We start from the raw sequence: 15300 nt of genomic DNA on the forward strand, positions 1-15300 counted from the left end.
AGCGCCTTACAGCCGCGGGGCGGAAACGCTGGCGGCCAGCTCGTTCAGCACCTGCTCGACGTGCACGCCTTCCATCTCCATCTGGGTGGACAGGCGCACGCGGTGGCGCATGGCGGGCAGCCACACGGCTTTGATGTCGTCGGGGGTGGTGTATTCGCGGCCGGCAATCAGCGCGTAGGCGCGGGCGCAGCTGATCAGGGCGATGCCGGCGCGCGGCCCGGCGCCGACGGAAAGCGCCGGCCAGTCGCGGGTGGACTGCACCAGACGCACGGCGTAGTCGATAATCTGCGGATCGACCTGCACGCGGGTGGCGAGCTTTTGCAGCTGCTCGATCTGCTGCGGCTGGAACACATGCTGCGGGGTGTTGTCGTTGAGAATGTCGTTGCCCCTGCTGGCGATCACGGCGCCGACCATGCGGGTTTCGTCCTGGTGGTTGGGGTAGCCGATCATCACTTTGAACATAAAGCGGTCGAGCTGGGCTTCGGGCAGCGGGTAGGTGCCTTCCTGCTCGATGGGGTTTTGGGTGGCGAGCACCATAAACGGGCTGGGCAGCCGGTGGGTGTTGCCGTCGAGCGTGACGCTGCGCTCCTGCATCACTTCCAGCAGCGCGGACTGGGTTTTCGCCGGCGCGCGGTTGATTTCGTCGGCCAGCAGCAGGTGGGTGAACACCGGCCCCTGGCGCAGCTCGAAGCGGTTGTTGTGGGCGTCGTAGCGGTAGTGGCCGGTTACGTCGGACGGCATCAGGTCGGGGGTGAACTGGATGCGGCGGAATTCGCCGGCAAAGGTCTGCGCCAGCGAGCGCACCAGCAGGGTTTTGCCGGTACCGGGCACGCCTTCGAGCAGGACGTGGCCGCCGGCGAGAAAGACGGTCAGCACTTCGTCCACCACTTTCGACTGGCCGATCAGCACGTCGTTCAAACGCTGGCGCAGGACTTGGACAGCGCGCATGCCCTGCTGCATCGGGGCGGCGGCGGACTGGGTGTTTGGGGTTTCGTTCATCGGTTCTTCCTTAAGGTTCGGATTGCGGATAATTGCTTGGGATGCAGGCAGCCTGAAAAGCGCTGCGGATGGTTTTCAGGCTGCTTTTTCGGTTTCAGGCTGCCTGATTCAGTACCATTTATGCGGCAGGCGGCGCATCAGCAGCCGGTGCTTGGAAAGCATGGCCAGCCATTCGACGGGGCCGACGTGCGCAGGCAGCGGCTCGAGCCAGGGTTTGACGGTATCGGCGGAAAGTTTGGTCTGGCTGCAGACAAAGTCCAGCCGCTTGGCGGGCGTCAGCTGGTGCCACGACGGATAACGGCGCTCCAGATGTTCGAGCAGTTCCTGCTGCAAATCGGCCAGAATCGAGCGCTCGGAGAAGTGGCGCGCCAAGAAGCGACCCTGCGCCAGCAGATGCTGCCCCAGATAGCGCTCGGGCGCGGGCGGCAGGCTGCGCACCGGACCGATGCGGGCAGCAATCCGCCATACCGCCAGCGCCAGCACCGCCAGCAGCGGCCAGCTTAGGGCGGCGTATTTGGTGAGAATAATCCACAGCACCGGCTTGCGCAGCGGCGGCGTGCGGCTGCGCAATTCGCCCAGCAGCACGATTTTGCTTTTGCCCTGCGCCAGATAAGACACCAGATAGGCGTGGTCGTAGAGCTTCAGGCCGCTGTCGGCGCGCGGCGGGTATTCGGGGTTTTTCAGCCAACTGGTGGTGCTGCTGAAAGTCAGGCTGCCTTCGCCGTGGCGCACGCGGACAATCTGGCTGCCGCTCAGATGGTTTTCGCCTTGGAACATCACCTGGCTGCCGGCCTGCGGCTGCAGCAGGCGGCCGTGGTGGTTATTGTCGAAATACAGGGTTTTGCCTTCAGGCAGCTTGATGCTGTTGATGTAGAAGCTGCACTGTTTGACGTTCAATCGGGCGTACTTGTCCTGATTGAAATCGCGTTCCAGCCGTTTTTCGTCATCGGACATCACCTCAGCGGCGGCAAGACGTTTTTTCTCGCTGTCGGCGCAGGCCGGATGGATGGCAACCGCCTCTTGCTCTTTTTCCGCTTCCGGAAACTCTTTTTCGCCGTGCTTCAGCTTCAGGGTTTCGAACAGGGCTTTGCTGTAGCCGTAGCGCTCTTCCTGCTCGTCTTCTTCATCTTCATCGTCGTCTTCGGCTATGCTGTAATCGGTCGGTGTTTCGATGACGACATGGTTGCCGCGCGCCACCCAGTCGAGCAGGATTTCGGCATCGGTACGGGTTTTCAGGTTGCTGTCGGACACAATCAGCAGCTGGTTGGTACCGGGGGCGATCAGATTGACGTTGTCGCTTAACTGCACCAGCTCGATGTCTTTGTCCTGGCGGCCTTGGGCTTTGAGCAGCGCCTGCACGCCCAGCAGCTCTTTTTCCCGATGGCTCCATTCTGCGCGGACGTCGTTTTTCCACACGGTAACTTGGCGCCGCTCCCAGCCGGTGGCGAAATACAGCCCGCCGCCGAGCAGCGCCAATACCAGCACCAGCAGCAGGATTCTGACTTTACTCATGCCGCACCTCCTGCCGTGTTGCGCTTATGGTTTTTCAGGCTGCCTTCACTCTCGGCAAGGGCAAACAGGCGGCGGTAGTCGCGGCACAAACTGTGCACCGCTTCGCGGTCGGGCTGCCAGTGGGCATAGGCCAGCGCCACCCAATTGGTGGTCAGCAGCCGCCAGTAGGCGGACAGTTCCGGCTTCAGGCGCTCGATGCGGCGCTGCACTTCGCCCTCGGTATCGCTGCTGCGCAGCGGAATGCCGTAACGGCGCGCAACCTGCGACAGGCTGCCGCGGTACAGCAGGCTGAGCGCGGCGCGCGGGTCGCGCTCAAACAGGCGCAGCACTTCGCCCGCCACGTCGTCGGGCAGGCTCTCGGGGGTGATTTTCATGCCGAACAGGGTATCGGGCACTTCAACGCCTTCGAGTTTGCCCGAGTAATGCGCCGACCAGCGCCACAGCAGAAACAACACGCCGCCCAGCGCCAGCGCGGCAATCAGGTAAATCACCATATTGACGCCCACCGGCGCTTTGGCTTTGGTTTTGGGCAGGGCGACATCGAGTTCGGGCGGTTTGTATTTCTGGTCTTTCTTCACCCATTTGGTTTCTTTTTCGAGACGGGGAAAGGGTTTGGACGACAGTTCGTTTTTCTTGATGCGCTCGATTTTCTGCTCGTCCGGTAGCGGCTCAGCCTGCGCTTTCAGGCTGCCTGAAAGGGCGAAAACGACAAACACCAGCGGCAGCAGCGCCCACAGCGCGCTTTTGCTCTTGGTAAGCCGCTCTTGGATTTTGCGCGCCGCCAGCCGGATGTCCCAGCCTTCGGCCAGCGTGCGCGAATTGAGATACAGGCTGAAGCCGCTGGCAACATAAATCGGCTGCCAGAAGCACAGCACCAGCACATAAATCAGATTGGAAATGCGGTTGACCACGATGCCGTCGTCGGTAACAAACAGGGTTTCAAACAGCCGCCCGAGTTCGTTCCACGCCCGCAGATTGGTAAAGGGATTGCCGAAGAAGGTGGAAGTCGGATCTTCCCACCACAACCAGATGCCGAGCAGCAGCAGGCCGAAAGACAGGATCATTTCGATGTGGATGCCGACGAAAGTGAGCCAGCCGGCCATCGCGCTGCTGCGGCGCGACAGCTCGCTGCTGCGGCGCGACCACGCTTTGCCTCCCAAGCCTTCCAGCACCGTCAGCGGCAGCACCAGGCTGCGGCGGATGCTCAGGCGGCGCCAAGTCAGATCGCCGATCAGCCGCGGCCGCCACAGACTGCGCCAGCTGCTTTTCAGGCAGCCTGAAAAGCCCGGCAGATCTTCAAATACCTGCCGCGACATCAGCTGCAGCAGCGGCGCTTCAAACACCGGCTTCAAGAGCCAGATCAGAAATCCCGCCCACGCCGGCTGCTGCCAGAACACCAGCATCAGCAGGCCGTAAAACGGCAGCGAATACACCGCCCACAGCCCCATGTACAGAAACGGGCGTTCCTGAAACAGGCGCGTGCCCAAATCCAGCGCTTCCCAGCCGTTGCGCGGGCGGAAGTTCAGGCGCGTTTCCCAAATATTCATTCTGCGCCCCCCTGCCGGCCGGCAAACATCAGATAGGCATAAACCAAAACCCACATACCCAGACCGACCACATATTTGACAGCCATATGGACGCTGGTGAGCGGCGACCAAAAGCCTTCGATAATCGCGGCAATAAACAGCATCAAAAAAGCGCCGTTTAAAAGCGCGATGGCTTTTTTACCCTGCACTTTCAAGGCATCGCGGCGCGACAAGCCCTGCGGGTAAAGCAGCGCAGCGCCCAGCCGCAAACCGGCGGCCGCCGACAGCACGATGCCGGTCAGCTCGAAAGCGCCGTGGGTAATCACAAACGAGAAAAACGCCGGGCCGCTGGGTTTGCCGATCATATAGGCCATGCTGCCGCCGATCATCCAGCCGTTGAACACGGTAACAAACACCGTGCCCAGCCCGAACATAACACCGCTGCCGAACGCACGAAAGGCGATGCCGATATTGTTGAACACATAATAGGCAAACATCATCATGTTTTGGCTGAAATCGCGGTTGCTGCCGTCGCCATAGGCTTTCTGCATATCGTTATACATGGTTTCCAAATCGGAAAAACTATCGAAGCCCGGGACCTCGTCCAGCTTGCTCTCCGGCAGCACCAGCACCAGCAAAAAGGCCAGCAAAAAAGGCAGGTAAAACATCAGGTGGGCGGCGATGACCAGCTTTTTCTCGGCGCGCACCGCCTGCGGAAAACCGCTGCGGACAAATTCGACAAAGCGCGGCAGCAGGCTTTGGCGCTGGCCGCGGTAAAGCAGCTGGTGGCCGCGCTCGCACAGCGCCTGCAGATAGGAAGTCAGGCTGCCCGAATAATGGCGGTCGTTTGCCAGCGCCAGATGGTGGCAGACGGTGCGGTAGTGCTGCACAAAGCACTCGGTGCGCGCCGGCGGCAGGCGCTTGTCCTGCTCCAGCAGCTGCAAATCCTGCTCGAATTTCTGCCAGAAAGCGTTGTTTTGCTCTTCAAAAAACAGCTGTCTCATGCCGCAACGCCCTCCTGCTTACGCTCTTCGCCGGCATAGTATTTCGCCAACCCCAGTATCAGCTGCTGCGGGTCGCCGCCGATTTGGCCGCCGAAAATCGACACCGCCATCATCTCCGCCAACTCCTGCGCCCGCACCGGCGCCAGCGACGAGCGGCGCTCGGCAAAGCTGAGCACCGCCTGCTGCTCCTCGCGCGTCAGCACCACCGGCGGCGCCACCGCTTCGACGCCGCGCAGCGACAAACGCGCGGCGGCAGCGCGGTTTTTCTCGGCATAAACCACCACCGTGGACGCCAGCATATCACCCAGGCGGCGGCCGTAGGGGTCGCACAGCGCCACCACCATGCCGACGCCGTGCAAAAACGGCAGGCCGTCTGCCAGCCGCACCAGATTGCGCATCATCGCCGCGCTCCAGCCCACCCGCGTGCCGTCGTCGTTTACCACACGCAGGCCGAAAACGCGCTTGCCGGGCGTCTGCCCGCTCCACAGCACTTCAAACAGCACGTGGTACAGCCACAAAACAAAAAACAGATTCAGAAAAAACAGCATCATAAACACATCGGAATTCACGCCGAGCAGGCCGATAAGAAGGCTCAGCAGCCAGCTTGAAAGCCAAAGCCAAATAAAGCGGATAAGCAAGTCCAAAAGATAGGCGCGCGAGCGCGAGAATATTGAAGCGGGGCGCAGATAGATATCGACAGCCTCGGGCGTTTCCACCTTCAGCAGGGTGTCGATCCGGTTGCGGGAAGAAAATTCGGACATAAATCGGGGAAATCGGAAACGGAAAACCGGCAGCCTGAAACGGTGCCGCGAAAAAGCGGGCAGTTTGCCTGAAACCCTGCCTGCCGACAAGAAGCGGTATCAAAAAACGGCGCACGGATACGGCAGCGGTAGCCGTGTGTTGCAATCGTGCGCCACCGCGCCGCACGGGGCAAAGCAGCCTGAAAACCGGGCGGCGGCAAAACGCAGCAAAGCGGCAGGCATCGCGCCGCTGTTTTCAGGCTGCCTTCGGCGCGGCAGGCAGCCTGAAAAGCAGACGCTGCCGTTCGATGTTAGAATGCGGCTCTTTTTTGTTTCCGCACCACCCGCACATGTCTAAGCGCCCCTTTTGTTTTCTGCTCTGCCTCAGCCTGTGGCTGAGCCTGCCCGCCCTTGCCGACGACAGCTTTCAGGCTGCCTCGGCGCCGGCGGCCGCGCAAACGCAGCCCGAACAGAGCATTCAACAAACGGAACAAAAGCAGCCTGAAAACGCCGAAAGCGCCGCCGCAGAAAGCAAAGACAAAAAAACCGGCGTGTTAAGCCGCATCCGAGAGCGCTGGCTCAAACCGGCCGACAGCGACGACGATATCGACGACACGCCCAAATACACGCCGCGCCACCCCGTGCGCATCGAAGTGGCCGACAAAGACATCAAAAAAATGCTCGAACAGCACCTGCCGCTGATCCACTACCAGCGCACCGAAGATTTGGACAGCGAACAAGTCGGCTATCTTTTGGAAGACGCGCCCAACGACGCGCTCAACATGCTCAAAACCGAAGGCTATTTCAACGCCAAAATCAACATTGTTCCCGAAGGCAAGGGCTATCTTTTGAAAATCGACCTGGGCAAGCGCACCCGCATCGACAAAGTGGGGGTGGCACTGTTGGGCGACATCCTGCAGGAAGACGATTTGGGCAGCTACTACAAAGACGCCTTCTCCGGCTGGCGGCTGCCGGTGAGCGCGCCTTTCCGCCAGGAAGACTGGTCGAGCAGCAAAACTTCGGTGCTCGGCGCGGTGGCGCGGCGCAAATACCCGCTGGCGGAATTTTCCACCACCCGCGCCACCATCAATCCCGCCACCAACAGCGCCGATCTGAAAGTAACCATCGACAGCAAGCAGCCGGTTTATTTCGGCGACTTTGAAATCAGCGGCACCGAGCGTTATCCCGAAAGCGTAGTGCGCGATCTGGCCAAATTCCGCCCGGGCGATCCCTACAGCCTCGACAGCCTGCTTGACTACCAGCAGTCGCTCGAGGGCGACGGCCACTACGCCGGCGCTTCGGTGCAGGCCGACTTCGAGCGCATGGAAAACGACCGCGTGCCGGTGAAAGTGGCGGTATCCGAAGTCAAGCGCCAGAAATTCGAAGCCGGTCTTGGTTTTGATTCCGCCTACGGCTTGGGCGGCAGCCTCGGCTATTCGCACTACAACCTGTTCAAGCGCGGCTACGTCGGCTCGCTGTCCACTTCCATCGACCGTTACCAGACCAATACCTCCGTCGGCATCAGCCAGCCGCGCAACAACCACGGCTACTACTACACCACCAGCCTGGGCTATTCGCGCAGCACCACGCAGAAGCTGGAAAAACGCGCGGTTAGCGGCGGCCTGTGGCGCGTGCGCGACCGCGACGGCATCGATGCGCGGCTGGGCATCGAGTTCGTTTTTGAAAACAGCGAAGTGCCCGACAGCAAAACCCGCATCGGCCGCAGCCACGCTACCATGCTCACTGCATCTTGGAAGCGGCAGAACATCGAAACCCTGCTGCGCCCGGCCAACGGCTACTATCTCGACGGCAAAGTCGGCGTAACTCTCGGCAAGCTGCTCTCTTCGGCGCCGCTGGCGCGGGTCAAAGCCAATGCCGGCTACTACTTCACGCCGGAAAACAAGAAAATCGGCACGCTGGTGCTGCGCGGCGAACTGGGCTATGTGTACAGTACCCAAAAACAAACCGAAGGCGAAGTGCCCTCCACCCTGATGTTCCGCACCGGCGGCGCCTCGTCGGTGCGCGGCTACGAGCTCGACAGCATCGGCCGCCGCTTAAGCGACAGCTCCGCCATCCTGCCCGACCGCGCAATGGCGGTGGCCAGCGCCGAATATCAGTTTCCGATTAAAGAAAGTTTCGCCCTCGCGCTGTTTCACGATGTTGGCGGCGTTGCCCGCAACTTCAAAGACATGACCATGCGCCACGGCACCGGCATCGGCCTGCGCTGGTTCAGCCCGGTTGCCCCTTTTTCTTTCGACGTCGCCTACGGCCACCACGACAAACGGCTGCGCTGGCACATCAGCCTCGGCACCCGCTTCTGATTCCCGGCAGCCTGAAAAACAAACGGCACGGTTTTTACCGTGCCGTTTGGCGTTTTTGCCGTTTTCAGGCTGCCTGTTCGGGCAAAAGCAAAGGCAGCCTGAAAGCCTTATCCCGTTTTTGCTGCCGGCGTTTTCAGGCTGCCTGAAAACCGGCGGTGCCGCGCAGCGCGTCCTGCCAGCAGTCGGGCGTTTGGAACTGCATTTCGCCGTTGTCCATGCGCTGGGCGACTTGGGTGGTGGTGGCACGGGTGAGCTTGGCGCCGCTGTGGGCGTCGCAGATGGTGTAGTCGATTTTCAGGCAGCTTTCAAACTCGGTAAGCGCCATTTCAACGCGGATTTTCTGGCCGAAACGGGCGGGGCGCACGTATTTGAGATCGAGCTTGACCACCGGCCACATATAGCCGCGCTCGAGCATCACCGCGTAGTTGTAGCCGATAAAGTCGAGCAGGTCGCAGCGGGCGACTTCGAGATATTTGACGTAGTGCCCGTGCCAGACGATGTTCATCACATCAACGTCGAAAAACGGGACTTCCATCTCGGTGCTGTGGCGCAGATAAACGTGTTTAGCCATGCGGGGTATTCCAAAAATCGTAGAAATTAAACCATTGCAGCGGCGCGCGGCGGGCGTATTGCTCGAGCAGGCGGGCATAGCGCTGGGCGGCTTCGGCAATCTGCTGCTCGCGGTTGGCGCGTGTCCAGGCGGGAATGTCGGCAAAGTGCTTGAGACAGAGATGGTAGCGCCGGCCGCGGCCGCGCAGCACGAAAATGGTGTTGGTGCGGGCTTTGAGCAGGCCGGCCAGCAGCCACGGCCCCTGCGGCAGCTCGGCGCGGCGGCCGAGAAAATCGACGGCCACAGTTTTGTTGCCGCGCACCGGCGTGCGGTCGGCGGCGATGGCAATCCATTCGCCGGCATCGAGTTTCTGCGACAGCGACAGCATCTGCGCGGCATCGAGCTTGTCCACCTGAATCAGCTGGATGTAGCTGGCGCCGGCGGCTTTGAGCGCCTGGCTGAACTCGGCGGAATGCGCGTCATACACCAGCACGTTCATTTTGAAGCCGGGATGGCGCGACACCAGCGCGCGGCAGATTTCCATATTGCCCAGATGCGAGCAGATCAGAATCTGGCCGCGCCCTTCGTGCCAGCGCACGGTGGAGAACAGGCCGTCGGGGTCTTCCAACACCAGATTGTCGGCGGTGATTTTGCGCTGCCACACCGCAAAGCGGTCGGCCACCGCCTGACCGAAGGCGGCAAACTGGCGGTACACGGCAAAGCGTGCGGGCAGCGGCGCATCGGGAAAATGATTTTTCAGGCTGCTTTGGTACTGGCGCACGGCACGGCGCTGGCTGCGCGAAGTCAGATAAAAATACGCCGCCACCAATGCCGCCACCACACGGGCGATCCACAGCGGCAGATAGCGCACCAGCCACACGCTGATTTTCAGAAACAGCGGGCTGCCGCGCTCGCGCTGCGCCGACCAGTGGCGCTGCCGTTTTTTGCGTCCGCCGCCCAAGCGCCAGGCCAGCATGCCGAAAAACAGCCGCGTGTGCATTTTGCTGATCAGCCAGTTGTCGGCACGCAGCCTGAAATGGGAAATGCCTTCTTCGCGGTAGGCGATGCGGGTGTCGAGCCACACAAAGGGCAGGCCGCGCCAGTACAGGCGGATCAGGATTTCATTGTCAAAATCCATACGATCACCCACCTTTTCGTGATGCACCACGTCCAAAAACGGGGCAACCGGATAGATGCGGAAGCCGCACATGCCGTCTTTGATGTCGCGCGAGCAGGTGTTTACCGCGTTCCAAAAATCGGTGATTTTGCGGCCGTAAAGCCGCGCTTTGGGCACGCTGCCATCGTACACCGGCCGGCCGCAAACCACCGCCTGCGGCTGCGCGCGCGCGGTTTCGACAAAGCGCGGAATGTCGGCAAAATCGTGCTGGGCGTCGGCGTCGATTTGCAGCACATGGCTGTAGCCCTGTTCGGCGGCCAGTTTCACCCCCCATTTCACCGCGCTGCCCTTGCCGCCGTTAACCGGCCGGAAAGCAGCCTGAACGCCCTCTCCACACACCGCTTCCACCGCCGCGCGGTATTCTTCGCCCGAGCCGTCGTCCACCACCAGCACCGGCAGGCCGGCAGCACGCAGGGCGGCGACCACCTGCGGCAGGGTGGTCGGATGGCGGTAGTGGGGAATCAGGGCAATGATGTTCATGGGCAGCAGACAAAAAAGGCAGCCTGAAACGGCAAAACAGGCGGCGGCCAGGCAACAACGCGGCGTTTAGACGGCAAGAACACCGCTGCCGGCAAAACAAAACGGCAAGCGGTGCGGATTTAGGGCGCGATTTTACCGCCAAACGGCCGCGGCGTCATGCCCGCGCGGGCGGTGCTTTCAGGCAGCCTGAAAACGGTTTTGCCCGTTTTCCAAGGGCTCCCGACGGCGGCGCAAAGGTTTTCAGGCTGCTTTGCGCCCTTTAAAGCCGTTTGCCGCCGAGCATTATCACCACCATGCCGCACAGGCACAGCGCCATGCCCAGCCAGTCGCTGCGGCGCGGGGCGATGCCGTCGGCCAGCCACAACCACAGCAACGCCACGCACACATACACGCCGCCATAAGCGGCATACACGCGGCCGCTGGCAGTCGGATGCAGTGTAAGCAGCCAGGCAAAAAGCGCCAGCGAAGCGGCGGCAGGCAGCAGCAGCCAGGCGCTTTTTCCCTGCCGCAGCCACAGATAGGGCAGCCAGCAGCCGATGATTTCGGCCAGCGCGGTCAGCACGAATAAAGCCAGCGTTTTCAGCATAAATCCTCCCTATCCAAGGAAAAAAAGCAGCCTGAAAACCTGCTGCGCCGCCGGACGGGGCGGCAAAACGGGTTTTCAGGCTGCCTGCATTCTTCGGATGCTGTAAGCGTTTAGCGGGCAAGGTCGCCTTTGAATACCACGCGGGCGTGGAAGGTGCCGACTTCGCAGTCGTACTGGCCGCCGTGCATCGGTTTGCGGTCGTAAATGCTGTGGAAGTTGCTCACGCGGGTGGCGCCGCGTTTGGCGGCGGTTTCCTGGAATTTGTGGGCGGCGTTGATAAAGGCGCGCTGGCAGGCGACTTCATCGGAACGGCCGGTGGCGTTGGCGGCCTGGCGGGTGGTCAGACCGGATTCGATCACGCGGCCGCCGCCGGCAAAGCTCACCGGAATGTCGGGTTTAAGCAGTTGTTTTGCTTCTTCGGAAGCCATCACCGCGCGGCCGTCGCAACGGTACACCACTTTGCGGCCTTTGCGGCCGGGATCGTCGTCTTTGAGCAGGCGGCAGTATCTGCCGGAAGTTTGTTTGGATGCTTTGTCGCTCTGGCTGCTGTGGCTGTCGCTACGGGCACCGTCTTCGGGGCTTTGGCTGTTTTTACAGCCGCTCACGGCGAAAGCGGCTACAATCAGCGCGGGCAGGACAAAATGGCTTTTCTTCATTACGGTCTCCTAAAAGTGAAACGATTAGACAAACGGCTACAAAACTTAACGCAGTTTACTTGAAATGAACGCTTTGCAGCAATCGCAAAATACCCTGCATCTCTATCTGGCCGGCCCCGACTGCGCCGCCGGTTACCGGCCGCAGGATTTGTCCGCTGCCGACCGCGCCCTGCTTGCCGCCCATCCCACGCGCGGCGGCAGCACCGATTGGCAGGTGAGCCGTTTTCTCAAACAGCAGGCCGGCGCCGTTTCCTCGCTCAGCCACAGCCGCGGCCATGCGGCGCTTGCGCTTGCCCACGGTTTTGCCGTCGGCATTGATTTGGAAGCGCTGCGCCCGCGCCGTTTCGCCCATTGGCGCGAGTGGATACTCCATGCCGACGAATGCCGCTGGCTGGAAGAAAACGGCGCCGATGCCGCCGGCCATTACCTGCTGTGGACGCTGAAAGAAACGCTGCTCAAAGCCGCCGGTTTGGTTTTGGCGGATATGGCCGCAGTCGGCCTGCGCCGCTCGGATAACGGCGTTTGGCAGCTGCATGCAAACGATGAAAACTGGGCGGGAAAAGTGTTTGCGATTGGCAACAGTCCTTTGCTTTCAGGCTGCCAATCAGCCGCCGGCGAGCAGGCTTTCCTACTTGCCGCCGTGTGGCCGGGCAGCCTGAAAGTGCAGATACACTGGCAGGGATTCGGCCGCTGGCGGCAGCCGGCATACCGGCAGCTGGCGGCATTCGGCGGCACAGGCTGATTCCAATCAAGCCGCCGCCGTTTTCAGGCTGCTTTGCGCCGCTTTGGCAGCGATGCCGTCCCAAAATACTTTTCAGGCTGCCGAGTGCGTTTCAGGCAGCCTGAAAAACCGTTCAAACGCCTTTTGGGCATAGGGTTTCAGGCTGCCTTTTGCTATAATCCGCGCCATCTTGCGCCCGCGGCAAAGCGGGCAGTCCGGCGGCGGCATCTGATGCGCCGCCCGCTTAACACAGGCAGCCTGAAAACGCATGAACGCTTCCCTTTCTTTCTCTTTCAACCTGCTCGGCTGGCATGCCGCGTCCACCCGTCTGCACAGCAGCGAAGAATGGGCGGCGTGGGCAGGCGGACGGCTGCGGGCGGAAGATTTGCCCGACACGCCGCCGCCGGTGGCTTTCCTGCCCGCCATGCAGCGGCGGAGACTGGGCGTTTCGGCGCGGCTGCTGTTTCAGGCTGCCCATCCGCTTGTTGCCGAAAACGAGCGCTGCCCGCTGGTACTGGCGTCGCACGACGGCGAAATCAACCGCAGCTTTGCGCTGTGGGTGGGGCTGCTGCGCGAAAATGAAGTGTCGCCCACATCGTTCGGGCTGTCGGTACACAACGCGCTGGCCGGCCAATGGTCGATGCTGCGCGGCGATATGAGCGAATACACCGCGCTGTCGGTGCGCGGCGACGGTTTGGAAGCGGCGCTGGCCGAAGCGGCGGGCTTTCTTGCCGACGGTACCGACAAGGTGCTGGTGGCGGTGGTGGACGAGCCTTTGCAAGCGCAATATCCGGCCGCCCCTGCCGAACGCGCACCTTTCCCTTATGCGCTCTCGATGCTGCTGGGCCGCGGCGACGGCTGGCGTTTGAGCGCAATGCCTGCCGCAGCCGGACAACAGGCGCAAAACGGCTATTGGGGCGCGCTGTCGTGGCTGCAACACGAGCTTTCAGGCTGCCTTGAATGGCAGCACCTTTATGCGGACAAGGTTTGGCAATGGCAGAAAAAACGTCCTTAAGCAGCCGCGCCAATCGCGCATGGCGGCTGGTTGCCACCGGGCTGGGTTTTGTGTTTTTCGGCGTATTCGGCGTGCTGCTGCAGCTGTTTCTGATTCCGTTTTTACTCAATCCGTCGCCCGATTTGGCCAGCCGCAAACGGGCGCGGCGCACGGTAACCAAAACCTGGCTGTGGTTCAGCCATTATCTGACTGCGGCGGGCATTTTGAGCGTGCGTTTTGAAGGATTCGAGCGGCTCGGCCGGCCGGGGCAGCTGATTTTGGCCAACCATCCGTCGCTATTGGATGTGGTGCTGCTGCTCAGCCGCGTACCGGAAGCCAACTGTATTGTGAAAGCCGATTTGCTGAAAAACCCGGCCATGATCGGCCAAATCCGCTCCTGCGGCTATCTGCCCAACCATGAAGATATGGATTTTGTCGAAGCGGTGGATAAGATTTTGCAGGAAGAATGCCTGCTGGTTTTCCCCGAAGGCACCCGCACCGGCTGGGACGGAGTGGTGAAGTTTCACCGCGGCGCGGTTTCGATGGGCTTGCGTAGCGCAAAAACCATCACGCCGGTGGTCATCAGAATGCAACCGCCCAATTTCAAAAAAGGCCAGCCGTGGTACAAAATCCCGCTGCAAAAACCGGTTTACGTTTTCCGCGTGGGCGACGATATCGACCCGCAAGACTGGCTCGCCAAGCATCCGTTGCCGATTGCCGCGCGCCGTTTGAACGATTATTTGCAACACTACTTTAACGAAAGAAGCAAAAATGACTGACTTGAAACAAGAAATCAAACAACTGATTATCGACAGCCTGGGGCTGGAAGACATCAGCGCCGCCGATATTGACGATCAGGCGCCGCTGTTTGGCGACGAAGGCCTGGGTTTGGACTCGGTGGACGCGCTGGAACTGGGATTAGCCGTGCAAAAACATTTCGGCTTCCAGCTCGACGGCGAAAACCAGGAACTGCGCGACAGCTTCGCCAATGTTTCCACCCTTGCCGCCTTTATCGAAAAACAACGTGCCAGCTGAGGATCTGCCATGACCGAAACCGAAATCCGCGCTTTTTTGTTCGATATTCTGGAAAACATGTTTGAAATCGACACCAGCAATGTCACCGGCAGCACCAATCTGTATGAAGATTTGGAAATCGACAGCATCGATGCCATCGACCTGCTCGACCAAATCAAGCGCCAAACCGGCTACAAACTGCAGGCCGACGATTTTCGCAACGTGCGCACTGTGGACGATGTGGTGCAGGCGGTACTGAAACTTTACCAGTCCGATAACGCCACCCAGTGAGTACTACCGCCAAAATCCTGCTCACGCTGCTGAGCCTGATCTACCCGCTGCTGTGGTATTACGGTCGCAGCCAGGGTTGGTTTTACGCTTTGGCCGGACTGATGATGGCGCTGTGGCTCGGCCGCGCTTATCTTCAGTCCGACCGCATCCAAAAACGCATTTCGCTATTGGTTGCGGCATTTTTTGCCCTTACCCTGTTGTTCAGGCTGCCGGACAGTATGTATTGGTATCCGGTATGGGTGAGCGGCTTAATGTTGTTTGTCTTTACACTAAGCCTTACCCAAAAACAGAGTGCGATCGAAAAAATCGCCCGCTTACAGCATCCCGACCTTCCTCCGGAAGGAGTCGTTTATACACGCCGAATCACTCAGATATGGTGTGCTTTTTTTCTGCTAAACGGCAGTCTGGCCGCATTGCTGGTATTTGTTGAAGCCTACCATCTATGGGCGCTTTATACCGGCATTATTTCCTATGTTCTAATGGGATTTTTGCTTGGCGGAGAATATCTTTATCGTAAATTTGTATTGAAGCTGTAAAAAATTGCCTGACGTCAAAGTCTAAAGGTAGCCTGAAAAGTTTTTCATACTGTCTTTAAGACGGGGTTGTTAGATTTTCATGCTGTTTTTAGTGAATCCACACGTCCTTCCTCCCCCGCAAACGGAAACCCCCTGCCTATGATTTATTAGGCAGGGGGTATGAATAAGGGTTTGGCGGTGACCTACTTTCACA

Annotated in this window: 16 protein-coding genes; 7 read left to right on the forward strand and 9 right to left on the reverse strand. The window is 60.2% G+C overall.

What is annotated here, in order from left to right; genetic code table 11:
* Positions 1–6: 6 nt before the first annotated feature.
* The 5 genes from MB824_RS08775 to MB824_RS08795 all read right to left on the reverse strand — a co-directional run bounded on the left by MB824_RS08775 (position 7) and on the right by MB824_RS08795 (position 5802).
* Positions 7–999, reverse strand: coding sequence for an AAA family ATPase (locus tag MB824_RS08775; RefSeq protein WP_238748101.1), 993 nt, complete (start codon positions 997–999; stop codon positions 7–9).
* Between the two features lie 108 nt (positions 1000–1107).
* Positions 1108–2511, reverse strand: a complete 1404-nt coding sequence (locus MB824_RS08780; RefSeq protein WP_238748102.1) for a DUF4350 domain-containing protein — start codon at positions 2509–2511, stop codon at positions 1108–1110.
* Complete coding sequence (locus tag MB824_RS08785) at positions 2508–4058, reverse strand: DUF4129 domain-containing protein (RefSeq protein ID WP_238748104.1); 1551 nt, start codon at positions 4056–4058, stop codon at positions 2508–2510. Before MB824_RS08785 ends, MB824_RS08780 begins: the two co-directional genes overlap by 4 nt.
* A complete protein-coding gene (locus MB824_RS08790; RefSeq protein ID WP_238748106.1) occupies positions 4055–5041 on the reverse strand; it encodes a stage II sporulation protein M in 987 nt (328 codons plus the stop codon). Before MB824_RS08790 ends, MB824_RS08785 begins: the two co-directional genes overlap by 4 nt.
* On the reverse strand, positions 5038–5802 hold the full coding sequence (locus MB824_RS08795) for an RDD family protein (protein ID WP_238748107.1): 765 nt from the start codon (positions 5800–5802) through the stop codon (positions 5038–5040). The genes MB824_RS08790 and MB824_RS08795 overlap by 4 nt, the downstream gene beginning before the upstream one ends.
* 329 nt (positions 5803–6131) lie before the next feature.
* Between MB824_RS08795 and MB824_RS08800 the strand changes: the two genes are divergently transcribed.
* Entirely contained in the window at positions 6132–8102 is a 1971-nt protein-coding gene (locus tag MB824_RS08800; RefSeq protein ID WP_238748108.1) for an autotransporter assembly complex protein TamA, read from the forward strand.
* A 133-nt stretch (positions 8103–8235) separates the two neighbouring features.
* Here MB824_RS08800 and MB824_RS08805 read toward each other — a convergent pair whose 3' ends face one another.
* The 4 genes from MB824_RS08805 to MB824_RS08825 form a co-directional block, all read right to left on the reverse strand.
* Complete coding sequence (locus tag MB824_RS08805) at positions 8236–8673, reverse strand: acyl-CoA thioesterase (protein ID WP_238748109.1); 438 nt, start codon at positions 8671–8673, stop codon at positions 8236–8238.
* A complete protein-coding gene (locus MB824_RS11690; RefSeq protein ID WP_328516371.1) occupies positions 8666–10309 on the reverse strand; it encodes a glycosyltransferase family 2 protein in 1644 nt (547 codons plus the stop codon). Before MB824_RS11690 ends, MB824_RS08805 begins: the two co-directional genes overlap by 8 nt.
* Positions 10310–10568: 259 nt before the next feature.
* Complete coding sequence (locus tag MB824_RS08820; RefSeq protein WP_238748110.1) at positions 10569–10895, reverse strand: YnfA family protein; 327 nt, start codon at positions 10893–10895, stop codon at positions 10569–10571.
* Positions 10896–11005: 110 nt separating this feature from the next.
* Positions 11006–11551 carry a hypothetical protein gene (locus tag MB824_RS08825; protein ID WP_238748111.1) on the reverse strand — a complete coding sequence of 182 codons (546 nt, stop codon included), beginning with the start codon at positions 11549–11551 and terminating at the stop codon, positions 11006–11008.
* Between the two features lie 64 nt (positions 11552–11615).
* Here MB824_RS08825 and MB824_RS08830 point away from each other — a divergent pair, with 64 nt between their 5' ends.
* The 6 genes from MB824_RS08830 to MB824_RS08855 all read left to right on the forward strand — a co-directional run bounded on the left by MB824_RS08830 (position 11616) and on the right by MB824_RS08855 (position 15107).
* Positions 11616–12293 carry a 4'-phosphopantetheinyl transferase family protein gene (locus MB824_RS08830; RefSeq protein WP_238748112.1) on the forward strand — a complete coding sequence of 226 codons (678 nt, stop codon included), beginning with the start codon at positions 11616–11618 and terminating at the stop codon, positions 12291–12293.
* 247 nt (positions 12294–12540) lie between these two features.
* Positions 12541–13287 (forward strand): beta-ketoacyl synthase chain length factor, encoded by a 747-nt coding sequence (locus MB824_RS08835; RefSeq protein WP_238748113.1) that lies wholly within the window; start codon positions 12541–12543, stop codon positions 13285–13287.
* Positions 13266–14045 carry a lysophospholipid acyltransferase family protein gene (locus tag MB824_RS08840; RefSeq protein WP_238748115.1) on the forward strand — a complete coding sequence of 260 codons (780 nt, stop codon included), beginning with the start codon at positions 13266–13268 and terminating at the stop codon, positions 14043–14045. The genes MB824_RS08835 and MB824_RS08840 overlap by 22 nt, the downstream gene beginning before the upstream one ends.
* On the forward strand, positions 14038–14301 hold the full coding sequence (locus tag MB824_RS08845) for a phosphopantetheine-binding protein (RefSeq protein ID WP_238748116.1): 264 nt from the start codon (positions 14038–14040) through the stop codon (positions 14299–14301). Before MB824_RS08840 ends, MB824_RS08845 begins: the two co-directional genes overlap by 8 nt.
* 9 nt (positions 14302–14310) lie before the next feature.
* Positions 14311–14571 carry an acyl carrier protein gene (locus MB824_RS08850; protein ID WP_238748117.1) on the forward strand — a complete coding sequence of 87 codons (261 nt, stop codon included), beginning with the start codon at positions 14311–14313 and terminating at the stop codon, positions 14569–14571.
* Positions 14568–15107, forward strand: coding sequence for a COG4648 family protein (locus MB824_RS08855; RefSeq protein ID WP_238748118.1), 540 nt, complete (start codon positions 14568–14570; stop codon positions 15105–15107). Before MB824_RS08850 ends, MB824_RS08855 begins: the two co-directional genes overlap by 4 nt.
* Positions 15108–15300: the final 193 nt, after the last annotated feature.

Origin of the sequence: Kingella pumchi (assembly GCF_022288825.1) — a bacterium.
Lineage (GTDB): Bacteria > Pseudomonadota > Gammaproteobacteria > Burkholderiales > Neisseriaceae > Kingella_D > Kingella_D pumchi.